This is a genomic window from Snodgrassella sp. W8135 (assembly GCF_016101225.1).
GTDB lineage: Bacteria > Pseudomonadota > Gammaproteobacteria > Burkholderiales > Neisseriaceae > Snodgrassella > Snodgrassella alvi.
Genome location: NZ_JACFQX010000001.1, coordinates 281,914 through 305,266 on the forward strand (window position 1 = coordinate 281,914; position 23,353 = coordinate 305,266).

A 23,353-nucleotide genomic window follows, 5' to 3' on the forward strand; every position below is an offset into this window, starting at 1 on the left:
TGCCGATAATGGTTGTATGTTTACCTGAAAATAAGGACAATTGCAGTGTTTGATACGCTTCTGGATGCGATAAAGTGGGATGATAAAGGTCTGGTTTGCGCGGTGGTGCAGGACAGGCATACTCAGCGCGTTCTTATGGTGGCATGGATGAATGCCGAAGCTTTGCGTCAGACAGTAAGTACTGGTCTGGCTCATTATTACAGCCGGTCACGCCAGCAGCAATGGATGAAAGGTGAACAGTCCGGGCATACGCAAAAGGTATATGAAATGCGGCTGGATTGCGACGGTGATGCACTGGTGTTGCTGGTTGAGCAGTCCGGAGGTATTGCCTGTCATACCGGACATGCCAGCTGTTTTTATCGTGTTTATCATGATGGTGACTGGCAGAGCACTGATCCGGTTATCAAAAATGAAAATGAAATATATACATGTCCTGACAAAGGACACACACATACTGATTAAAGAGGAAGCAGGATGACACAAATGCCGGAAAAAGCAGATTTTTCCAGAGTATTAACTGAACTGGCTGATGTGCTGGACAGCAGACGTGAAGCTTCACCGCAAACTTCTTATGTTTCTCAGTTATTACATGCCGGTGAAGATAAAATCCTGAAAAAAGTTATTGAGGAAGCCGGTGAAGTATTAATGGCATCCAAAGACGGAGATAAACAGCATTTAGTTAAAGAAGTTGCTGATGTCTGGTTTCATACGATGGTGTTATTAACTTATCATCAGATTCGGGTTGAAGATGTATTGCAGGAATTGCAGCAGCGGCAAAATGTGTCTGGTCTGACTGAAAAAGCCAGTCGCCAGCCACAGTAATTACAATGGAATTTTAAATATGCGCAGCTGTGAGTAAACAGCAGGCGCATGTTTTTTTAGGCAGTTGAAGTAAAGGATAACATCATGGGCAGTTTTTCAATTTGGCATTGGGCTTTGGTATTACTGATTGTTGTACTGATTTTTGGCACCAAAAAATTACGTAATCTTGGTAAAGATCTGGGCGGAGCTGTACACGATTTTAAGCAGGGACTGAACGAAAGTGACCGGGAAAGCGCAAAAAATGATGATGTAATCGAACATAATAAAGACGACAGCAAAGTGTAGAAAGCATTTATGTTTGGTTTGGGGTTTGGTGAAATTTTACTGATTGCTGCTGTGGCTCTGGTTGTACTCGGACCGGAGCGACTACCCAAGGTAGCACGCAGTGCCGGTCTCTGGGTCGGGCGCATTCAGAATTTCATTAACAATGTTAAAACCGAACTGAGTCAGCAGGCCGGCGTGGCAGAATTCAGGCAGGCGCGTGACAGCATTGAAGCCGCAGCCCGTTCTTTTGAGCATGATATCAATGCCAATGTGCATAGTATCCGCGGTGAAGTAGATGCACTTAAACGTCAGCTCTCTAAAGAGGAACAGCAGGCTGAAACAGACAGTACACCTGAGTTCTCTGGGTCGTCACAAGATTATCATTTGCCGGTAAGGGAAGCACCGTTGCTGCATCGGGTATCGTTACGCCGGCAGGCTTTGCAACGCCGGCGGGATATGCGACCGCGGCACAGCATTACTCCTAAACTGCGGGTACGCCGACATTGATGGATAACCGATTGTGAAGCAGGTTGAAGAAAATACTGAATTGACGCTGATTGATCATTTGCTGGAATTGCGTCGCCGCTTGATGTGGATTCTGGGAATTCTGCTGCTGTGCTTTGCAGTTTTGGTGCCCTTTGCGCAAAAAATTTATACTTTTGTAGCTGAACCATTAATGGCGAATCTTCCGGCAGGTCAGCATATGATTGCCACAGAAGTGATTGCCCCGTTTTTTGTTCCGTTAAAAGTAACACTAATGGCAGCATTTCTTTTGACACTTCCACATACACTGTATCAAATCTGGGCTTTTGTGGCACCGGGTTTGTACAGACATGAGAAACGTCTGATACTGCCATTACTGATTGCCAGTGTTTTATTATTTGCTTTAGGTATGGCATTTGCCTACTATCTGGTTTTTCCGGTTATTTTCCGTTTTCTTACCGGTGTTATTCCTGTCGGTGTCAGTATGGCAACTGATATAGATAAATATTTGTCTTTTATTCTAGGTATGTTTGTAGCATTCGGAGTAACATTTGAAGTGCCTGTACTGGTGATTCTGTTAAACAGAATCGGAGTAGTGTCTGTTCAGCAATTGAAAAAAGCCCGTGCCTATGTGGTGGTAGGTGCTTTTGTTGTAGCTGCCGTAGTGACTCCACCGGATGTGCTGTCGCAAACATTACTTGCTATACCGCTGATTCTTCTTTATGAAGTAGGAATTCTGGTGTGTCGCTGTTGGGGTAGTAGTAACAAAAAGACTGCTTTAACAGTCCACTCGGGAAGAGAATAGTTTTGTCACTTTTGCTTTTTTACTGAAATAACAGGCTGCCTGAGAATTTTCAGGCAGCCTGTTTAATAAATAATATAAGCCGGCTAATGATGTTATTCGTTGGAGAGTTGTATGAATCAGTCACAAATTGATTCGTGTCCGAGTATTTGCCGTCTGTCCACACTGATATGGTGGCTGGGGATGCTGACTTTATGCATTGTGCCATTTATGTCGAGTTGGCGGGTAGGTACGCTGTCAAGCTTTTATCTGGAAGCCGGGACGTTATTTTTTGCTCTTTGTCTGACTGGATTAACGGTACTGACACGCAAAACTCAGTTTTCATTTCCTCCTGCCTGTATCAGTCTGCTATTGCTCGCTTTTTTGCTGATGCTACAGGCAAGAGTTATGCATCTTACTTATATCAGCCAGTCTGATCTGACTGCTCTGGTATTTGTAGTAATGGCTTTGCTCGCATGGGCTGCACGGGCATGGGTGATTCGCATAGGCCAGACTCAGGCTGTCACTATTCTGGCGATGGCTCTTGTGCTGGGTGTATTACTGCAGTCAATCGTATGTGTAATGCAGTTTGCTGATATTGCAGGCCGGATACCGGGAATATTGCGCGGTCCGGGTAATCATTACATCTATGGTCAGCTGGCACAGCGCAATCATCTCGGGCATTATCTGATGTGGGGCGTGCTGGCACTGTGCTTTTTATGGGAACAGCGACGTCTGCCTAACTGGCTGGTATGGGTTTTATTAATCTGGTTTACCGGCATTATGGGACTGATAGGTTCACGGACGATTGTTGTCTATGTGCTGGTAATAGGACTGTCACTATTTTTCTGGCGCTGGCGTGCCGGCTCTGCAGCGAATCGCCTGTTGCTGATGCTGGGTATTGCCATAGGTCTGGTATTGCTGTTTCAGCTGATATTAAGCCCATTATTTGACATGTTGCTGCATATCAATTTTCAATCCGGAACAGCACGGCTGGAACAGGGTGGATTTGCCCGGTCTGGCAGACAAATGGAGTGGCATAAGGCCTGGCTGATATTTCAAAGCGCTCCGTGGTTTGGTTATGGCTGGGGCAGTTATTCATATCAGGGCTTTGCTATTGCAGATGTTTATCCGAATGGTTTTCGTCAGTATGAAAATACTGTGCTGTTTACTCATTGTCATAATCTGGTACTACAATTACTGGCTGAAACAGGCATAGTCGGACTGCTAATTGTCAGTGCCTGCTTTTTATGGGTTATCTGGCCTCATTTACGTAAAGGATTTAATCCGGCATCAATTGTGCTGATCAGTATGATTCTGGTGTCTTTATGCCACAGCATGCTGGAATATCCGCTGTGGTACAGCTATTTTCTTGCTGTGTTTGTTTTGTTTGTGGCATTAACGCCTGTATCACAGGAAGACTTGAAACGGTTTTGCCGTCCGGCGTCCGGCCGTGTAAATCAGTTTTGCGCCATAGTGGTATTGATTTCGATGGTTCTGCTTCTGTGGCAAATGATGAACTATCAGCGTTTTTTAAAAGTGCGTGCTGAACGTAATCTGCCCCAGGCTGAACAAGTAAGCCGTATGCATGATTTGCGTAATCAAATGTACTTTCTTCGTTATTATGTAGACATGGCAATTATCGAAAAGTTGAATGTTACTGATTCTTTTTTACCTTTATGGGGTAAACAGGCTGCATTGCTTGCCGGACGGTATCGCCCGTATAGCAACACTTTCATGCGCGGATTTTACTTAGAGCAAGCACATCAGAATAATGAGGCTAAAGAGTGGTTCAGCCATGTAAGTCATTATTATCCTGTACTTGTTCCTGGTTTTATAAGCAGATTTAAACAGCAGCCTAAGGCCGTGGTAGTAATACCACAATTGCAACAAGATTGCCTGAAATATCAGCAGCAAAGCATGCAGAAAGTGAATTGTTTATAGAGTTCAGACAAATATTTAACATAGTGCTTTTTAATGAAAAAATGAGCAAAAGCCTTGTTATTGTAAAGATAATCTCAACCTACATGTTAAGATACAAAGTGTAAATATAGTAAATTCGTCTGTAGTCAATACAGACAACGCACTTCCATTTAGGAGGATGATATGAATCGCGTATTATTAATTGATGATGATAATTTGTTGACTGAACTGCTCACTGAATATCTGACAGCAGAAGGTCTGGAAGTCAGCCGCGTTGCTGATGGTGAAGCCGGTGTTAAAGAAATTTTAACCGGTCAGTATGATGTAGTGGTTCTGGATTCCATGATGCCGAAAATGAACGGTCTGGATGTATTGAAAACGGTACGGGTTCAAAGCAAGATTCCGATTATTATGCTAACCGCCAAAGGTGATGATATTGATCGCATTATCGGTTTGGAAATGGGTGCGGATGACTATGTGCCGAAACCTTGTCAGCCGCGTGAATTGCTGGCTCGTATCAATGCTATTCTCCGCCGTACACATCAAAGTCATGACAATGACCAGAATGGCATTCCGAACAGTATTTCAGCCAGTGGTGTAGTACTTTATCCGGCTAAACGTCAGGTTACTATTGAAGAAGAACCACTGGAGCTGACCAGTACCGAATTCAATCTGCTGGAAGTGCTGATGCGTCATGCCGGACAGGTAGTTAGCAAAGAAACACTGTCTCTGGAAGCACTAGACCGGAAGCTGGCTAAATTTGATCGCAGTATCGACGTTCATATATCCAGTATTCGTCATAAGCTGGGCAATGCCAGTCTGATTCAGACTGTGCGTGGTCTTGGCTACCTGTTTGTAAAAAACTGAACCAGTGGATACAGGCTGTTGATAAACAGCCTGTTCTGATTTATGAAACTGTTTCCCCGTATCTTTGCTACTTTTTGTGCTGTAATTGTTTGTGCCATTTTTGTGGCCAGTTCTTCATTCTGGCTGGTACAAAATACTTTAGCCGAAACACGGTTTAAACAACAGCGCAATTTTGAAGAAAATCTGCTGAGCAGCACCATGAATGCGTTTCAGGCACGTGGTGATGCCGGTATACGTGAACAACTGGTTGAATGGGGGAATAGTCCGGGTGGTGAAAACCTGTATGTTATTACCGGTGACAATAAAAATGACATACTAGGGCGCCCTATTGATCCTGAGGATATTGATAAAGCACATGAGTTCGCTTTGTCACATCCGCACTCAAAACTCGTACAGATTGCCTATAATTCACTGGGTGAAGAATATCTCTTCATGATTCGCGGCTGGAACCATGAACGTACTCCACGTCCGCCGAGCCCGTTTTTTATTCCTGGTTTACCCATTGCACCAGTCTGGCACGAATTTATCATTCTCAGCTTTATTATTATAGTAGGTTTATTAACAGCCTATATATTGGCTAATAACATTACTCAGCCAATCCGCGTATTGTGGCGCGGGATGGATCGTCTGGCTCACGGGAATTTGCAGACCCGTGTTTCTCATCAGCTATCAGAACGTCGTGATGAACTGTATTCTCTGGCTGTGCAGTTTGACAATATGGCAGATAAACTGCAGAAGCTTGTGGAAAAAGAGCGTCACCTGCTGCACCATGTATCACATGAAATGCGCTCTCCGCTGGCACGCATGCAAGCGATTATTGGTTTGATTCACGTACAACCACAAAAACAGGAACAACACTTGCAGCGTCTGGAAAGTGAACTGGGACGTATGGATTTACTGGTAGGTGAACTGCTTACCTTGTCACGGCTGGAAACTTCTGATTTGCCTATTACGCTGGAGCCCCTGTCTTTGGTGCCACTAATCAAGCAAATCGTGGAAGACAATCAGGCCATAGCCATGCAGCATCAGCAGACTTTATCATGGCAGTGTGATATTCCTGATACAGCTATGGTAAAAGCCAATGAAAGCTATTTATATCGGGCTTTTGATAATGTTGTGCGTAATGCCATTAATTACAGCCCTGATGGCAGTGAAATTAAGGTTTATCTGCATGAGGGTGGTAAACAGCAATGGCAGGTTGATATCAGTGACAATGGTCCTGGTGTAGCAGAAAATCAGTTACCGCATATTTTTACTGCTTTTTATCGTGCAGACAGCAGTGCTAATAAACCGGGTACAGGTTTAGGATTGGCGTTAACCAAACACATCATTGATCGTCACCATGGCAAAATTTATGCAGATAATCAACAACCCAAGGGTTTAAGTATGCATTTTTTACTGCCTAAATTTACGCCGAGCAGAAACAGGAACCGCCAGAAAAATAAAAATCAGTTGCCTGTAGCCAGCCGATAAAGTTATTTATGCTCTTATCCGGCTGGCAGGTTCTCGCTGAAGAATACGTTGTAGTTGTATGTAAACTGCTACTATTTAAATTTCAATATCAATATGGTTTTAGTCTGGCAGATGTATAGTACGACAGATAACTATTAATCTGTGGTTCTCTGGTCTGGTTTTTCCGCGTCTGTTATCAGGTTAGTTTGCTGGGTAAACCAATCAGTGGCAATTTGATTGACCTCATCTATACCTTGCTTTTTCAGGCTGGAGAACAGTTGTACCGTAACTTGCTGGCGGGCAATGTAAGGTTGAAGTGCTTTTTTAACACTGGACAAGGTTTTAATTTGATCGTTTTTTGATAATTTATCTGCTTTAGAGAGCAGAATATGGACAGGACGCCGAGTTACCGCAAAAAAATCAAGCATCTGTTTATCCAGCTCTTTAAGCGGGTGGCGGGCATCCATAATCAGAATCAGTCCGATCAGTTGCTTGCGTGTTTGTAGGTAATCGCCCAGCAGTGTCACCCAGTGTCTGCGGATTGCCTCAGGTACCTGAGCGTAACCATAACCGGGTAAATCCACCATAAACCCGCCATTAGTCAGTTCAAAAAAATTAATGTGCTGGGTACGGCCTGGAGTTTTGGATACATAAGCCAGACGAGTATGATTAGTCAGTGTATTGATTGCGCTTGATTTACCCGCATTGCTGCGACCGACAAAAGCAATTTCTGCACTGGTTGCGGGCAGGTCTTTCAGATGATTAACGGTAGTATAAAAACGGGCGTGACGAAACAGATTCATGAGTAATTAAAAAAATAGTAAGGTGATAGCATACCATATTTTGAGCCCAGTCCGGATTCAGCTGTTTATGTAAATGCTCGCTTTCAGGCGGGGTACTTGATTTTTTGTTTTATGCTGCTAAACTGCATTTAAGATTATTTTAAGGAAACTTTCAGATGGAAGACGAGGTCTCGAGCAGTTGTATCGTGCATGTAGACGTGTTTTTTCTCTGATTTAAGGCAGCCTTGCTCATGTAGCAGGCTGCCTGTTTGTATTTAACGCATAGGAAAAGAAAATGGATTTTAGCTGGTTAGGAGAACCGGCCACATGGGTAGGGCTGATTACCCTGATAATTCTTGAAATCGTTCTGGGTATCGATAATCTTGTATTTGTAGCCATACTGGCGAATAAAGCCAGTCCGAAAAAGCGCGACCATGCCCGTATAGCTGGTTTGTCTCTGGCAGTGCTGATCCGCATTCTGATGCTGGCACTGATGTCTTTTATCATTACCCTGACCAAGCCCTTTGTACATATCAGCGGTTTTGCCATTTCAGTTAAAGATCTGATTATGTTTGGCGGCGGACTCTTCCTGCTCTATAAGGCAACAACTGAGTTGCATGAACGGCTGGAAGGGCATACTGCTATGGCTTCAATTACCAATGTCTCCGTTTATGCCAGTTTCTGGAGTGTGGTATTACAAATTGTCGTGCTTGACGCGGTATTTTCACTTGATTCAGTCATTACCGCTGTCGCCATGGTGCAACACATTACAGTGGCAATGCTGGCCGTGATTATTGCTATGGCAATGATGATTTGGGCAAGCGGACCATTGACAGAGTTTGTAAATCGCCATCCTACAGTAGTGATGCTGTGTCTGGGCTTTTTACTCATGATAGGGTTCAGCCTGATTGCTGAAGGTTTACACTTTGAAATACCTAAGGGTTATCTGTATGCCGCTATTGCTTTCTCTATTCTGATCGAGATATTTAATCAGATTTCTACCCGGAATACCCGTCGTAACGATATGATTGGTCGCTCTTGGCGTTACCGTACCGCTGACAGCGTGCTGGGTATGATGGGACTGCGTGAAAAAGAGCTGGCTAAAAATGGTACGCAAACTGATGATGACGAACATTTTGAAGAAAATGAAAAATCCATGATTCGCAGCGTGCTTACTCTGGCCGAACGTCCGATAATGGGTGTCATGACACCGCGCAGTGATATTGAACGTCTGGATTTATCTCAGCCACGTGAGCAGCAGTGCCAACAATTACAAAGCACACCATTTTCACGACTGGTAGTAGTAGGAAAAGCCGGAATTGATGAGCCACTGGGATTTGTAAATAAAAAAGATTTACTTAACCAGTTATTAAGCGGAGAGCAATTAAATATTCAGGCTGCATTACGGCAACCACTGGTCTTACCGGACAGCAGCACCGTACTAGATGCTATGGAGTTGTTTCGTTCGCGAAGTGCTGATATTGCGCTGGTAGTTGATGAATTTGGCGCTGTACTCGGACTGGTCAGCATGAAAGATTTAATGGAAACCATTGCCGGTGATTTCCCAGAAGAGTATGAGCGTGCCGACGCACCCAGTATCCAGCAAAATGCCGATCATAGCGTTACTGTAGACGGCAGTCTTGAGTATGCCATTCTGGCTCAGCACCTGCATTTGCCTACTTTACCGGAAGACGCTGAGTACCATACTGTAGCCGGATTAATTATGGAAGAAATGCAAGATATTCCGGATGTCGGAGATACCATCGATTATGCCGGTTACCGTTTTGAAGTATTGAACAAAGACGGGCACCGTCTGGAACGGGTACGTATCAGCAAAATTGAACAGCCGGAATCTGAATAATCCAATTGATAGCCATAAAAAAGCCTGCTGATAACAGCAGGCTTTTTTCGTTAACTAATTTGATTATTGAATCTGGCTACCGATAACGCCACCCAGCGCAGCACCGCCTAATGTAGCACCGGTGTCTTTACCTAACAGATTACCGGCCACACCTCCTACTACTACACCGGCAGCAGTATTACGCTGAGCCGGGGTCATATCAGCACAGGCAGAGAGAGAAGCAGATACTGCAGCTATTAAAGCCAGTGTTTTTAGACTTGATTTCATGTTAATACCTCTTTCTATTCTGAATAAAGAATTGCGTGTTAATTAATATTTATATATTACCTATAAACTATTTAACTACAAATAAAATATTATTTCAAAGTTAATTATATACCTTTAGCAAAGCAGTTTAGTAAAAAACTGCAATCAAAATCACAAATGTATTTTAGAGAAATATTCAAAATATCTGCTGATTATTCAAGTTCAGTAGCAGTATCCGTATCAGTACATATTTCCGGTGTCTGATGTGAAGGCTGCCTTTTTTGTTTATATTTAATCACAGCCCTGTCCAGTTTATCCATCAGACAATCGATAGCAGCATACATATCATTATCCAGACATTCAATATGGATATCTTTACCGGAAAGATGCAAATCAATTTCAGCTTTTTTCTGTACTTTAAATACAGAGAAAGTAACAGTTGCGCTGATGACCTGATCGGCATGACGGATAATGCGCTCCAGCTTATTCAGTGTGTAGTCTTTCAGAGCTGCGGTAACATCAAGATTCTGTCCGATAAATTTAAGATTCATAGCCTGATCCTTTTTAAAGGGTTTAGGAAAAAACAGGATAAATTTTATGGAAGTTAACTGAAAATTAATGATTAGTGTACTTTACTTTACGTTGGTGCGCCGGAGGAATTTTCAAGTCCTCACGATATTTTGCAACTGTGCGCCGGGCCAGATTAATACCCTGCTTAGCCAGCTGATTTACCAAATGTGTATCAGAATAGGGATGTTGCGGGTCTTCTCCGTTAATTATACTTTGCAGCAGTGATTTAATTGCTGTCTGACTGTTACCTGTTCCATCATCCATTGCTGCAACAGACTGGTTGAAAAAATAGCGCAGAGGAAAAACACCTTGTGAACAGGTCAGGTATTTTTGATTGATTGCCCGTGAAACAGTACTCTCTGCCAGTTCAAGAGCCTGAGCTGTTTCTTTAATGGTTAAGGGAGCCAGCGCCAGAGAACCAAAATTGAAAAAATCCTGCTGTTGCTGCAAAATCCATTCGCCCAATCGTTGCAGAGTGGTTTTACGCATCTGCAGGCTGTGAAGACACGTTTGTGCTTCCTGCCATTTGTTTTTACACATACTATCCATTTCTGTGCTTTTTTGCTCTATCCACTCTTCGACACCGGGTTCTATTCTCAGCTGAGGAAAAGTATCATGCAAAAGGCGTATCTGCCATTTGCCACTCTTATTGATATAAACTTCCATATCAGGGCGTACAGACAGAATACCATTACGATCAGGTAATCCGTAACAGGGATAAGGATTCAGTGCGCTAATGAGTTTACAGGCTGCTTCAAGTGTGTTTGCAGAAAACTGGGGCAGTTGCCGACAAAGTTGTCTGAACTGATGGGTACTCAGCCATTGACCAAAGTGTTTGCTAATCAGTAAGCGCGCGCAGGTATGAATTTCATCATTATCGACAGATTCAGCAGACAGATTATCCAGTTGCAGTAACAGAGATTCCTGTAAATTCCGAGCACCAACACCAGTAGGCTCAAACTGCTGCAGAATCGTCAGCGCCTGTGCCAGCTCTGTTTCGTCCAGCCGCCATTCCAGCGGTGCATTTTCTACCAGATCAGTTAAACTGCTGTCCAGATAACCCTGCTCATTCAGATTCTCTATCAGAAAATACACCTGTGCTGCCGTAACGTCATCCAGATTGTATTCACATACCTGCCGGCGTAGCAATTCATACATATCAGGATTGTCGGCCAGCGTGTCCCAGATATCACTTTCGTCTTGCATAATACCCAGCTGTGGCGGCTGTACATACTGAGTATCGGAAAAGCTGTCTTCAGATGTATTTTCTACTTCCTCAAGAAAAGGGTTATCCGCCAGCCAGCCGGCTACCAGTTCCTGTAATTCCAGCGTAGACAGCTGCAACACCTGTAGCGATTGTTGCAGCTTCGGACTAAGGCGGGTTGTAAGACTGAGTCGGAGATGAGTAGCTGGCCTTTGCATAAGCAGTTAATACTCGAAATGCTCACCCAGATAAACAGCGCGTACCTGTTCATTATTAACCAGCTCTTCCGGTACTCCGGAAGCCAGTACACTACCCTGATTAATAATATATGCACGGTCACAGATGCGCAGGGTTTCACGTACATTATGGTCAGTAATTAGTGTGCCGATACCACGCTGTTTCAGGAAAGAAATCAGATTCTGAATATCGATCACTGCAATCGGATCAACGCCGGCAAATGGTTCATCGAGCAGAATGAAGCGCGGGTTCATGGCCAGAACCCGTGCAATTTCAGCTCTACGGCGTTCGCCGCCGGATAAAGACTGTGCAGTGTTATTGCGCAGGTGCTCAATATGCAGGTCGGCCAGCAGCAGCTCCAGCTGTTCGGCTCGTTTTTCGGGTGGATAGTTAATTTCCAGAATAGCTTTGATATTCTGGGCTACTGTCATTTTACGAAAAATCGAAGCTTCCTGAGGCAGATAACCTAAACCAAGTCGTGCACGTTCATAAATCGGACGGTGAGTAATTTCTCGATTATCAAGCATAATACTGCCACCATCAGCTGCAATCAGACCTACAATCATATAGAAGCTGGTAGTTTTACCGGCACCATTCGGGCCAAGCAGACCGATTACCTCGCCACTGTTGACTTCCAGTGCGACATCATTAACTACCTGACGCTGTTTAAAACTTTTTTGCAGACCGCTGACACGAAGCTGGCTTGGCGGCACATTAGGCATTACATTCATGAGTATGGATTATTTCTTTTTCTGTTGCGGTTGGATAATAACGTGTACCCGGCCTTTAGGCGCGCTTTTAACGGTATAAACCTCAGTATTGGTGTTATAAACAATTACCGCACCGCGTGCCATATCACCACCACGGTTTACCTGAGCATTACCGGTAATCGTAACAATACCGCTCAGGCTTTCATAATGTACATTATCTCCGTGACCGGTTACCATGCCGTCTTTTTCCAGCTGCTGTCCAAACGTAGCAGGCTTACCATCAGCAATAATTGTCTGGTTACCAGAATTATCCTTATGCGCAGTGATACGAGCTGCATTCATATACATACTGCCCTGCCGCATTTTTACATTACCGGTAAATACGGTTGTCTGATTCTGTTTATCCAGAGAGCCTTGATCGGCTTCAATCTGAATAGGTTGCTGCCGGTCACTTTCCAGTGCCCATGCATGCATACTGCCGGCAAGCAGACAAAAGACTGCTAAAATTTTGCCGTTAATGAGAGTGCGGGTCATAAATAATCGCCTTTACGCGTGCGGGTAAATTCAGAAAGCCGCGTTGTTTGTCGTATTCGAAACCTTGTGATGTACCGTGAGATATACCATACTGGTAAGAAACCTGTGCATCAGTTTTGATTACCTGAGTTTGTGTATCAACATGTAATACACTGGTTTCCAGCTGTCCTGCCGGTTCATTTCCCACCGGATTTTTGTGCCAGACTACCTGTCCCAGTAAATCTACCTTGCGGCTGTCGGTATAGTACTGTCCGGTATTGGCCTTAATACGATAAAGTTCAGCACCGTTTTTATATAATCCCATATTGGGATTATCAATATAAATAACAGTTTGCTGCGGAAACTGCCGGGCAGCAGTGGCGTGAATGGTTTCACTTAACTGGCCGTGCTCATCATACCGTTCACCGTCGATTAAATTAATCACATATTTAGGCTCTTTCGGATTCAGAGGAACTTCCACTGTCTTGATATCAGTAATCCGATCTAGCCAGAAGCTTATGCCGCCTAGGGCTACTGCCAGAATCAGCGGAAATGCCCAGTTACTGCGGCTGCGAATCACATTCATGCCAGATACTCCGCCATATCCTGAGCCAGAAAGCCCTGTGCATCCAGTAATAAATCACAGACTTCACGTACTGCACCGGCTCCGCCGGGCGCACGGGTAATATAATCAGCATGCTGTAACACCAAAGGATGAGAACCGGGTACTGCAACTGCCAGCCCGCAATGTTTCATAACCGATAAGTCTACGATATCATCGCCGATATAAGCACATTGCTGCTCATCTAAACCAAGCTGCTGTAATAATTGCCGATAACAGCTGCGTTTATCTGAAATACCTTTGAAATAATGTCCGATGCCAAGCTGCTGTACCCGGATACCGACAGAGGGTGCGTCGCGTCCGGTAATAATTGCCGTTTGAATGCCGTGGCGGTGCAACATCTTCAATCCGTGGCCGTCAAGTGTATGGAATGATTTGATTTCCTCGCCGTTATCACGGATAAAAATACGACCGTCAGTCAGTACGCCGTCTACATCCATAATAAACAGCCTGATTTTCCGGGCAGCTTCAACCATCGCACTGGCAGACATCATCGTATTCATCGGCATTCCTCAGTCATAACATTCTCATGCATTTAAACAATCCGTGCCTGTAATAAATCATGCATATTCAGCGCACCAACCGGACGATTATTTGCATCAATTACTGCCAGTCCGTTTACATGACTTTCCTGCATGATTTTCAGGGCTTCCGTCGCCAGTCGGTCGGCAGTGATGGTTTTAGGTGCATGTCCCATTACATCGGCCATCAGCCATTCCTTTAATTCCCGGTTATTCTGAAATAAACGGCGTAAATCACCGTCTGTAAATAAACCGCACAGCTCTCCGGCAGTATTGACTACCAGCAGCATTCCCAGACCTTTTTCACTCATAGTAACAATGGCTTCACGCAAAGGCGTATCTTCCTGTACCAGAGGCATATCTTTGCCGCCATGCATAACATCAGCCACCGTTAACAACAAGCGTTTACCCAGACTGCCGGCAGGGTGGCTCAGTGCAAAATCTTCAGGGGTAAACTGGCGTGCACGCAGCAGTGCCACCGTCAGCGCATCGCCCAATACCATTACCGCCGTCGTACTGGATGTTGGAGCCAGCCCTAACGGACAGGCCTCCTGTGATACATGAGCGCATAAATGGATATCCGCATGTTTTGCCATGCTTGAACTGGTTTTACCAGTTATACAGATCAGCTGCACATGCTTACGTTTGATGGCCGGTATCAGTGCCAGAATTTCCTCGCTTTCACCAGAATTGGATAATGCTATCAGCACATCGCCATCAACAATCATACCCAGATCGCCGTGTCCTGCTTCAGCCGGATGTACAAAATAAGTCGGTGTGCCGGTAGACGCCATCGAAGCGGCAATCTTACGCCCGATATGACCGCTTTTGCCCATACCGGTGATAATCACCCGTCCGCAGCAGTCGAGAATTGTGGTTACCGCCTCAGCAAAATGCTCATCCAGACTATTGGCAACTTCACGTATCGACTGCTCTTCAATAGCAAAAACTTCTTTACCCCAGCCTAAATATTTATCCTGTAAATTCATAACATCATCAGCAGTAATAATAAGCAAACGAAAACACAATAAATTTAACCGGATTATAACCTGATACCGGTTATTTTGTTTGCTTCGGAACTTGTCAAATTACACCATCCTCGTTAGAGTAATCCATAATTCATGGATAACCAGTTTAATCGATTGATTAACCTTAATAAAACATATCTAACGTATATTTACTATAAGGAAATAATATGGCCGTATTAGCACAAGTCAATACATTAGGGCAGCAAATCTGGCTGGATAATCTTTCCAGGAACCTGATTCAGTCGGGTGAACTGGCACACATGCTTGAGGCGGGTATCAGTGGCGTGACTTCCAATCCGGCCATTTTTCAAAAAGCCTTTGCCAGCGATACACTTTACCAGAATGATATTAACCAGCTAAAACAACAGCCGCTGTCTCCCAAACAGCGTTATGAACAACTGGCCGTGGCCGATGTACAGGCTGCATGTGATGTCTGTCTGTCCTTGTATGAACGCAGTCAGGGTAAAGCCGGATTTGTCAGCCTTGAAGTGGCGCCAGATCTGGCCGATGATGCTCAGGCTACCGTTACCGAAGCCCAGCGACTATGGGAAGTTCTTAACCGACCCAATGTCATGATAAAAGTACCAGCAACAGACAGCGGAATACAGGCATTAACCACACTGGTTGCACAGGGCATTAATGTTAACCTGACCCTGTTGTTTTCTAAAACCCAGCTTAGCAAAGCATGGCAGGCACATGCTGCCGGCATTCGCCAGCGTCTTGCGCAAAATCTGCCGGTTAACCGTATTCAGGTAGTCGCCAGCTTTTTCCTGTCCCGCATTGACAGTGCTCTGGACATTACTCTGCCGGAATCTTTGCAGGGTAAAACTGCCATTGCACTGGCCAAAACAGCTTATGCTGAATGGCAGGAATTTATCCAGAGCCGTGAATTTACCGATCTGGCAGCACAGCAGGCTGCACCACTGCGTTTGCTCTGGGCATCCACAGGGACTAAAAATCCAGCGTATTCCGATGTTTGCTATGTAGAAAATATTATTGGTGCTGACACCATTAATACTGTACCCACCAACACGCTTAATGCCTTTATCGATCATGGACATGCCGATACCACACTGACACAGGATGTACAGCAGGCTAAAAACGTACTGATTGAAATTCAGAAGCTGGGTATTAATCTTGAATCCCTCGCAGTGCGCTTGCAGCAAGAAGGCTTACAACAGTTTGTGGATGCATTCGATGCGTTACTGCAACCTCTGGCTTAAACGGAATAAATAAAACACAACAAGACATACGGAAATCTGAATTGTGGCTTACCGGTTAGACTAATCAGAATAATCGGTAAGCTTTTATAATTTTAGATTAAAAAAAGCATATTGAAAATACATTTGTAATATAAAACTTAAAAAATATTAATTTAAATGATAAATCACACTTGATAATTTAAAGTATAGATAAATGAATTAATGTTTAAATTTATATTTAATGATTTAAACTTTAAAATTAATAATGCTAACTATAATTTATAATCCAAACATAAATAACATTCAGAACAATACCATATAAGCCGCGCTTAAATTAATCTTAACCTTAAAATCGGTATTGCAGCCAGCTTTTGGCCATAAGCCATAATCTTTATCCAAGGCTCAGATGTTTGTTGCTGCTGAATTCAGACTAATATACATAAAAATGCCACAAAAGCACAAAACTCTTGTGGCATAAACATGAATTGTCACTCAGCCGGCAACCGACCGGCGGCTCTGTTAAATTTTAATGTAAACCGACAATATTGCCTTCAGCATCAATATCAATCTGTTGATAAGCAGGCAGAGTACCCAGCCCTGGCATAGTCATCACATTACCCGCATATACACGGATAAAGCCCGCACCGGCCGATACTTGTAAACGGGCAATTTCAACATCAAAATCTGTCGGAACATTTTTCAGATTCGGGTCTGCACTGATAGATAATGGTGTTTTAACCATGCATAACGGTAAATGATCAAGCTTAAGTTGCTTGATTTCTTCAATATTCTGCAAAGCCTGTGCCGACAGGTTAGCCTGACGCGCGCCGTATTTCTTCACCATGGTCTGAATTTTTTCCGGCAGCGGCATATTGTCAGCATAGGGCAGAGTAACCGAATTTTCTTGATTGCAGGCAGCGACCACATGCTGAGCCAGAGCCTGAGTACCCGCACCACCCTGAGTAAACGCATCACTGATTTCACATGCATAGGCACCGTGTTCCAGCGCATACTGGCGTACAAAATCCAACTCTTCCTGATGGTCGTACGGGAAGCGATTAATAGCCACAATCACAGGCAGGCCATAGCTTTTCGCATTCTGAATGTGCCAGCCCAGATTAGCACTGCCTTCAGCCAGCAGCTCAACATTACACTGAGTAACTTCTGCCGGTAATGGCTGACCCGGCTTAATATTAAACCGGCCGCTATTCGATTTCAGACTGCGTACCGTGGCTACCAATACAACGCATGAAGGCGCCACACCTGTCTGGCGATATTTAATATTAAAGAATTTCTCCATGCCCATATCAGAGCCGAAACCAGCTTCTGTTACCACATAATCCGCCACTTGCAGGCCGACCATATCCGCCAGCACCGAAGAATTACCATGAGCAATATTGGCAAACGGTCCTGCATGAATCAGTACAGGGGTCTGTTCTGCCGTCTGCATCAGATTCGGATTAATCGCATCTTTCAGTAACACCGTCATCGCACCGGCTACCTGAAGTTTTTCTGCCGTAACCGGATTGCCCTGAGTATCATAAGCCAGAATAATCCGCCCGATACGCTGGCGCATATCCTGTAAATCCGTCGCCAGAGCCAGAATCGCCATTAATTCGGACGCAGCAGAAATCTCAAACCCGTCTTCACGCTCCACACCATTAACACCACCGCCCACACCTACTTTAATCCGGCGTAATGCACGGTCGTTGTGGTCGATTACCCGTTTCCAGACAATCCGGTTTTTATCAATATTCAGCCGCGGCAGCTTGGTTTGTGCCGTAAACTCCTCGCCCAGATGTTCTTCATGGTATAAGCGTGCATCCAGTGCCGCAGAAGCCAGATCATGAGCCGCTGTAATAGCGTGAATATCACCGGTTAAATGCAGATTCAGCTTTTCCATCGGCAAAACCTGTGCTTTACCTCCGCCGGCTGCCCCACCTTTTACCCCGAATACCGGCCCCAGACTGGGCTGGCGGATACAGGCAATCGCTTTCTTACCGATAAAATTCAGCCCCTGACTCAGCCCGATAGTGGTTACTGTTTTACCTTCTCCCAGCGGTGTCGGCGTAATAGCCGACACCAGCACCAGCTTGCCCTGTTTGCTATCCGGCTGAATCACCTTTAAATCTACTTTGGCTACTTCACGGCCGTAAGGGATAAGGTATTGTTCGGGAATGCTGCTGTTGCGGGCAATTTCGGTGATGGAGAGTAGGGTAGACATAAAAAATCCTTAGAAATTGAATAAGTCAGTTTTTGTAAACAGAGTATTATTGCTGTATTTTAAATGGAAAACAAATAGCATTTATTTTAATTTCAGATATAGCGCATTTCTGTTAAAAAGCTTAGATTTTTCTCAATGTTAAATAATATATAATATTAATATCTTAAATATAAATTAAATAAACATATAAATTATGGATAAAGACCTGTTTACTCAAGAAATGGATTCAAACATAACGAAATTTTTAATCGCTATGTCAAAAAAAGCTACTAAATATTGTATTGCTAAGTATCAAAATCTTGAAATGAAACTAAATAAAGGGCTGCCTGAATATATAAAAGCAAATTACCAAAGATGTGCTTATGTGCATACCTTACTGAAACGGGATAGACTTACAGAACTGGATAAAGTTTACGAGCCACTGCAATTTGAAGTAGATGACGATGTTTTAGAAGAAAATGTGATAAAATCATCAATAGCCACAGATTTACACAGAACTATTATTTCAGGCTATGCGGGAAATGGTAAAACAATTTTTCTAAAAAAAATTTATAAAGAATTAATTGATAATCAGACCAATTTTTATCCCATTTTTGTTGAATTAAGAAGTATATCATCAGGTACTCAAACATTATTTGATTACATATATCAATCTATCTTGACCTATTCAGACAGTTTTACCCAAGAACAATTTACATATGGTTTGAAAAAAGGCTTATTTTATTTTTTAATTGATGGTTTAGATGAAATTAGTGAATCTCAGCAAAGCAATATTCAAGAGGAAATAATCAGATTAACTTTAAAATACCCGGATTGCCCCTTTGTAGTGACAAGCCGCCCGAATGAATTCACAACGTGGGAAAATTTTTATATTGCGCATCTGCTTCCTTTTGATTATCACCAATGCCAATCATTTATTAAAAAAATTGATTTTGCTGAAGAAAGAAAAACAGATTTTCTTGAGTTTTTAACGGAAGATAAATTTGACGAGCATGAAGAATTTCTCTCAAATCCTTTATTAGCATCAATGATGCTACTGACATTTAATGAATATGGCGATATTCCAGCTAAAAGACATATTTTCTATGAAAAATGTTTTCAGGTTCTGATTAAAGAACACGATGCGTCAAAAGGGCGATTTCACCGGCCATTAAAAAGCAAACTATCCCATGAGAACTTAGAAAAAATTTTTATGTATTTTTGTGCAATAACTTATCAGAAAAAAAAATATAGATTTAGTTTGCAAGAAATTGATAAATTTATAGATTTGGCTTCAAAAACGCTGAGTTCAGATAAAATATGTAAAGGTAATGATATTCGATATGATTTTGTACATTCAGTATCTTTACTTTTACAGGATGGTAATTTTTTTGAATTTATCCATCGTTCATTTCAGGAATATTTCTTTGCTAAGTTTATTGTGAATGACAGAAAATTAGAATTAGAAAACAAGTTGGATAATATTGATGGTCTTTTTTCATTAGTAAAAGCAAATCTTATCGCGATGATTGATGATATGGATCATGATTATTTTGAAACAGAGTATATATTAAAAAAATTAACAATATTGAATGAATATTTTGAAAGCATTGATGCAGAAAATAAACCGGAGAAGATTTTTAAACAATTCAATGACTCATTAAGTATATACTTTAAAAATGATAATTTTTATTTATCAATTTTTCCTGATTCTTTATTATTGATATCTGATATAGATGATAAAGAAAGAAAATTAAATTATTTCATTCTGAGCAATGTTGACATCAAATATAGAAATCTTATGTTTAATTATTCTCTTAATTTATCAAGTGATGATATATTAAAAGTTATTAGTAATAATAATTCATGTATAAAAAAAATTACAAATAGAAATAATACAGATCAAGTGATTATAATTAGATTAGACAGAAAAACATTAATTGAACTTAACTGTACTAAATACGCTCAGCTTATAAAGAAAGGTTTAAATGATTATTATGATGATATATTATCCAGAATAACAAAACAGCGTTCAATAATTGATGAAATAATTTTTAAAAACTGAAATTTGTAAAATATTATTTCAGGATAAACTTTTAAGCAGAAAAAACCGAATAAAAAATAAATTTAGGAGATGAAATAATTATGTCAGAATTTGAACAACAACGTCGTCAAAAACTATTAGATGAAGATTTTTACCATTATTTTCAAAAAAGGCTTACTAAACTAATTGGTCTGATTGATGGTGATAAGAAAATGAAAAAGTTGATTACGCTGAGTTTAAGGTAGAACTGAAATATCAACAAGTTAGTTTAGATTAAGTAGTAGGAAAAAGTTGTGGTGAGTTATTTGCTTGGATGGATCATAGTATAAAATTGACTAAGAGCTCAAATCATCATGTAGACAAATATAATCTTGCTAATCCAGATAGTGAAATGAGGAATATTAAATTAAGGAAATATTTTACAGTTAAACACTGCTAACCTTATTAGGTTTAAGTATTTTGTTAATTCCTGTATTGATTCAATAGTTATTGACAACAAAATTTGTTTCCAACAATTTTAATGAATCATGTATTACTAAGTGACTAGGATAAATTACTGAATTTTAATTAATTGATAAGTTGATTGCTGGCGTTAATGCTAGCATACCAATTAAGCTGTTAATGGATAATCTCCAGTTATAATTACCAACAATTAATTTATCCCGTCGTTAAGTAAAATCATGAACAATGCTAAAAAGCGCTCTCAGATATGGTCGTCGATTCTTTGTTTAGCTTTTGCCGGATTTATTTTCAATACCACCGAATTTGTACCGGTTGGTTTACTGCCTAATATTGCAGAAAGCTTTTCGATGGATGTCGCTCATGCAGGGTTGTTATTAACCATATATGCATGGGCAGTATCATTACTATCCTTACCCTTAACCGTATTAACATCCAGAATGGAGCGTCGCAAACTCCTTATTTTGCTGTTTTGTTTATTTATTGGCAGTCATATATTAGCTGGCTTTGCCTGGAATTTTTATAGCTTAATGACAGCTCGTATTGGTATCGCTTGTGCACATGCTGTATTTTGGGCTATTACCACGCCTTTAGCTGTTCAATTGGCGCCGAATGGCAAAAAAGCCAAAGCAATGAGTTTTATCGTAGTTGGCACATCAATGGCAACGGTGCTCGGAATTCCTATTGGTACCAAAATAGGGGAATTAGTCGGTTGGCGTGTCACGTTTTTATGTATTGGTGGCATTGCTTTTGGTATTTTAGTTTTATTGATTTACTTACTTCCTAAAGTCCCCAGTATTAATACCATTTCAATCAAAAATCTGCCAAAAGTGTTAAAACGACCGGCCTTACTCAATATTTACTTATTAACAGCTATTATTATCACAGGACATTTTACTGCCTATACATACATCACGCCATTTATGATGAAAGTGGGCGGATTCAGTCAGGAAGTTGTTGTCCATCTCTTATTGGTTATTGGATTTTCGGGCATGATTGGTAGTGTTATTTTTACTCGATACGCAAGTAAATATCCGACAGCGATATTAGTTGTCCCCGTAATATTATTGATGGCGTGCTTATTATCACTCTATTTTAGCTCCTTTAGTCTCTACACCGCGATGATACAAGGCGTGATATGGGGATTAGCCATTACCATTATTGGTATGGTAATGCAAAGTAAAGTGATCGATGCAGCCCCTGATGCGACTGACATTGCCACATCTGTTTATTCAGGCATTTATAATATAGGTATCGGTGGAGGAGCCTTTGTCGGCAGCCAGGTATTAGTGAAACTGTCAACTCATTATATTGGATTGGTTGGTGCTATTTTTGTTCTCCTCGCGTTAATACTTTTTTTCTTGTTATCCAGAAAAGCTTGGTAAAAAGCAAATAAGCGCAGGTATAACCAGCGCTTATTAATTTTGTTTATTGATTATAAGAATGTTTGAATCTATGCCGAAATTTGTTCTTGGAAAAATTAGTAGATTAATCATACACGGTATTGGCAATAAAAGTACTGCGGATGGTGTGCGGCTGTGTGATAAATTAAGTAATTATGAAAATGTGGAAGAAATACTTAATAAATTGATTACTTCCAATTTTAAATTTGATGAGTTGTATCAGTTTCATTTTTTTCCTGATTTAGAGCTCAATCCGGTTTATACCATTATCAAAGCCATGTTTGAGCATACAGATATTGATGATTTTATTAATCAGTCTAAAAATATGGGGCGTTATCTGTATGAAAAAAGTAATCATCCGCAAATTAAGCCCGGTGAATTGGGTGTATTTTATCTTGCGGACTGTACGGTAGATGATGAAGTAGTGGATTGTATTGGTATTTTTAAATCAGAAAATAAGCAGAGAATTCTGAAAGTTGAAGACCGGCAGAATGGTTATGATTTAGCTGATATTGAAGGATTAAGCATTCAGAAACTGGATAAAGGCTGTCTGATTTTTAATCTGCATTCAGAGCAGGGCTATCTGGTTGCTGTTGTAGATAATACCAACAAACATGCAGAGGCCAAATACTGGACTGAAGATTTTTTAAGTATCAGACCTGTTAATAATGAATATCATCAGACTACTCAGATTATGGAAACAGCCAAGCAATTTATTGCTCAGACCATGGATACTGATGATGAGGCGAGTAAATCAGAAAAAATCGGTTTGCTGAATAGGTCTGTTGATTACTTTAAAAATAATGAGCAGTTTGATTTGCAGGAATTTGAGCAGCGGGTTTTTGCAAATGATGATCTGATTCAGCAATATCAGGATTTCAGCCAGAATTATGCTCAGGAAAATCAATTAGAACAGGTTAAAAGCTTTGCTATTTCTCCCAAAGCGGTAAAAAAGCAGGAGAAATATTTTAAAAGCGTGGTGAAGCTGGATAAAAATTTTCATATCTATATTCATGGCGGTAAAGATATGATTGAAAAAGGGCGGGATGAAGACGGGCGTAAGTTTTATAAAATTTATTACCAGCAGGAAAAATAGTAAACCTAACTTATTCAGTATTTTGGATTGTCTGCAAAATAGAATGACGATAAGTCTGAC

At 41.6% G+C, this 23,353-nt stretch carries 24 protein-coding genes; 14 read left to right on the top strand and 10 right to left on the bottom strand.

Annotation, left to right across the window (positions count from 1 at the left end):
* The first annotated feature begins 45 nt into the window (after positions 1 to 45).
* The 8 genes from hisI to H3T75_RS01245 all read left to right on the top strand — a co-directional run bounded on the left by hisI (position 46) and on the right by H3T75_RS01245 (position 6,613).
* Positions 46 to 462 carry a phosphoribosyl-AMP cyclohydrolase gene (gene hisI / locus H3T75_RS01210; protein WP_084565539.1) on the top strand — a complete coding sequence of 139 codons (417 nt, stop codon included), beginning with the start codon at positions 46 to 48 and terminating at the stop codon, positions 460 to 462.
* 12 nt (positions 463 to 474) lie between these two features.
* The gene (locus tag H3T75_RS01215; RefSeq protein WP_232339882.1) at positions 475 to 822 is read left to right on the top strand and encodes a phosphoribosyl-ATP diphosphatase; all 348 of its coding nucleotides are present in this window, start codon (positions 475 to 477) and stop codon (positions 820 to 822) included.
* A gap of 84 nt (positions 823 to 906) precedes the next feature.
* On the top strand, positions 907 to 1,107 hold the full coding sequence (gene tatA / locus H3T75_RS01220; protein WP_084585738.1) for a Sec-independent protein translocase subunit TatA: 201 nt from the start codon (positions 907 to 909) through the stop codon (positions 1,105 to 1,107).
* A 9-nt stretch (positions 1,108 to 1,116) separates the two neighbouring features.
* Positions 1,117 to 1,593, top strand: coding sequence for a Sec-independent protein translocase protein TatB (gene tatB / locus H3T75_RS01225; protein ID WP_084585739.1), 477 nt, complete (start codon positions 1,117 to 1,119; stop codon positions 1,591 to 1,593).
* Positions 1,594 to 1,606: 13 nt separating this feature from the next.
* On the top strand, positions 1,607 to 2,374 hold the full coding sequence (tatC, locus tag H3T75_RS01230; protein WP_025331282.1) for a twin-arginine translocase subunit TatC: 768 nt from the start codon (positions 1,607 to 1,609) through the stop codon (positions 2,372 to 2,374).
* 111 nt (positions 2,375 to 2,485) lie between these two features.
* Positions 2,486 to 4,294, top strand: a complete 1,809-nt coding sequence (locus H3T75_RS01235; RefSeq protein WP_198210804.1) for a PglL family O-oligosaccharyltransferase — start codon at positions 2,486 to 2,488, stop codon at positions 4,292 to 4,294.
* 162 nt (positions 4,295 to 4,456) lie between these two features.
* On the top strand, positions 4,457 to 5,140 hold the full coding sequence (locus H3T75_RS01240; protein ID WP_084552100.1) for a response regulator transcription factor: 684 nt from the start codon (positions 4,457 to 4,459) through the stop codon (positions 5,138 to 5,140).
* A gap of 42 nt (positions 5,141 to 5,182) precedes the next feature.
* Positions 5,183 to 6,613, top strand: a complete 1,431-nt coding sequence (locus H3T75_RS01245) for a cell wall metabolism sensor histidine kinase WalK (protein WP_084552099.1) — start codon at positions 5,183 to 5,185, stop codon at positions 6,611 to 6,613.
* 134 nt (positions 6,614 to 6,747) lie between these two features.
* Here the strand turns inward: H3T75_RS01245 and yihA are convergent, their stop codons facing one another.
* A complete protein-coding gene (yihA, locus tag H3T75_RS01250) occupies positions 6,748 to 7,395 on the bottom strand; it encodes a ribosome biogenesis GTP-binding protein YihA/YsxC (protein ID WP_198210805.1) in 648 nt (215 codons plus the stop codon).
* Positions 7,396 to 7,669: 274 nt separating this feature from the next.
* Here yihA and H3T75_RS01255 point away from each other — a divergent pair, with 274 nt between their 5' ends.
* Positions 7,670 to 9,235, top strand: coding sequence for a TerC family protein (locus H3T75_RS01255; protein ID WP_025331277.1), 1,566 nt, complete (start codon positions 7,670 to 7,672; stop codon positions 9,233 to 9,235).
* A 63-nt stretch (positions 9,236 to 9,298) separates the two neighbouring features.
* Here H3T75_RS01255 and H3T75_RS01260 read toward each other — a convergent pair whose 3' ends face one another.
* The 8 genes from H3T75_RS01260 to H3T75_RS01295 all read right to left on the bottom strand — a co-directional run bounded on the left by H3T75_RS01260 (position 9,299) and on the right by H3T75_RS01295 (position 14,847).
* Complete coding sequence (locus H3T75_RS01260; RefSeq protein WP_198210806.1) at positions 9,299 to 9,502, bottom strand: glycine zipper 2TM domain-containing protein; 204 nt, start codon at positions 9,500 to 9,502, stop codon at positions 9,299 to 9,301.
* A 191-nt stretch (positions 9,503 to 9,693) separates the two neighbouring features.
* Complete coding sequence (hpf, locus tag H3T75_RS01265; protein WP_084552097.1) at positions 9,694 to 10,032, bottom strand: ribosome hibernation-promoting factor, HPF/YfiA family; 339 nt, start codon at positions 10,030 to 10,032, stop codon at positions 9,694 to 9,696.
* Between the two features lie 64 nt (positions 10,033 to 10,096).
* Complete coding sequence (gene rpoN / locus H3T75_RS01270) at positions 10,097 to 11,473, bottom strand: RNA polymerase factor sigma-54 (protein ID WP_198210807.1); 1,377 nt, start codon at positions 11,471 to 11,473, stop codon at positions 10,097 to 10,099.
* 6 nt (positions 11,474 to 11,479) lie between these two features.
* Positions 11,480 to 12,223, bottom strand: coding sequence for an LPS export ABC transporter ATP-binding protein (gene lptB, locus H3T75_RS01275; protein ID WP_110414528.1), 744 nt, complete (start codon positions 12,221 to 12,223; stop codon positions 11,480 to 11,482).
* Between the two features lie 9 nt (positions 12,224 to 12,232).
* Positions 12,233 to 12,736, bottom strand: a complete 504-nt coding sequence (lptA, locus tag H3T75_RS01280) for a lipopolysaccharide transport periplasmic protein LptA (RefSeq protein ID WP_084565533.1) — start codon at positions 12,734 to 12,736, stop codon at positions 12,233 to 12,235.
* Positions 12,717 to 13,301, bottom strand: a complete 585-nt coding sequence (gene lptC / locus H3T75_RS01285) for an LPS export ABC transporter periplasmic protein LptC (RefSeq protein WP_084547647.1) — start codon at positions 13,299 to 13,301, stop codon at positions 12,717 to 12,719. Before lptC ends, lptA begins: the two co-directional genes overlap by 20 nt.
* Positions 13,298 to 13,831, bottom strand: coding sequence for an HAD family hydrolase (locus tag H3T75_RS01290; RefSeq protein WP_198211254.1), 534 nt, complete (start codon positions 13,829 to 13,831; stop codon positions 13,298 to 13,300). The genes lptC and H3T75_RS01290 overlap by 4 nt, the downstream gene beginning before the upstream one ends.
* A gap of 41 nt (positions 13,832 to 13,872) precedes the next feature.
* On the bottom strand, positions 13,873 to 14,847 hold the full coding sequence (locus H3T75_RS01295; protein WP_198210808.1) for a KpsF/GutQ family sugar-phosphate isomerase: 975 nt from the start codon (positions 14,845 to 14,847) through the stop codon (positions 13,873 to 13,875).
* Positions 14,848 to 15,053: 206 nt separating this feature from the next.
* On the opposite strand from H3T75_RS01295, the gene tal reads away from it, so the two are divergent.
* Entirely contained in the window at positions 15,054 to 16,109 is a 1,056-nt protein-coding gene (gene tal / locus H3T75_RS01300) for a transaldolase (protein ID WP_198210809.1), read from the top strand.
* Between the two features lie 505 nt (positions 16,110 to 16,614).
* On the opposite strand, the gene H3T75_RS01305 is transcribed toward tal, so the two are convergent.
* A complete protein-coding gene (locus H3T75_RS01305) occupies positions 16,615 to 18,312 on the bottom strand; it encodes a formate--tetrahydrofolate ligase (RefSeq protein ID WP_198210810.1) in 1,698 nt (565 codons plus the stop codon).
* Between the two features lie 193 nt (positions 18,313 to 18,505).
* Between H3T75_RS01305 and H3T75_RS01310 the strand changes: the two genes are divergently transcribed.
* From H3T75_RS01310 to H3T75_RS01325, 4 genes are all read left to right on the top strand, one after another.
* Positions 18,506 to 20,356: an NACHT domain-containing NTPase gene (locus tag H3T75_RS01310; RefSeq protein WP_198210811.1), complete on the top strand. Its 1,851-nt coding sequence runs from the start codon at positions 18,506 to 18,508 to the stop codon at positions 20,354 to 20,356.
* Positions 20,357 to 20,436: 80 nt separating this feature from the next.
* Positions 20,437 to 20,580 (top strand): hypothetical protein, encoded by a 144-nt coding sequence (locus H3T75_RS01315; RefSeq protein ID WP_198210812.1) that lies wholly within the window; start codon positions 20,437 to 20,439, stop codon positions 20,578 to 20,580.
* A 435-nt stretch (positions 20,581 to 21,015) separates the two neighbouring features.
* Positions 21,016 to 22,179, top strand: coding sequence for a sugar transporter (locus tag H3T75_RS01320; RefSeq protein ID WP_198210813.1), 1,164 nt, complete (start codon positions 21,016 to 21,018; stop codon positions 22,177 to 22,179).
* Positions 22,180 to 22,237: 58 nt separating this feature from the next.
* Positions 22,238 to 23,293, top strand: a complete 1,056-nt coding sequence (locus tag H3T75_RS01325) for a nucleoid-associated protein (RefSeq protein ID WP_198210814.1) — start codon at positions 22,238 to 22,240, stop codon at positions 23,291 to 23,293.
* Positions 23,294 to 23,353 lie beyond the last annotated feature (60 nt).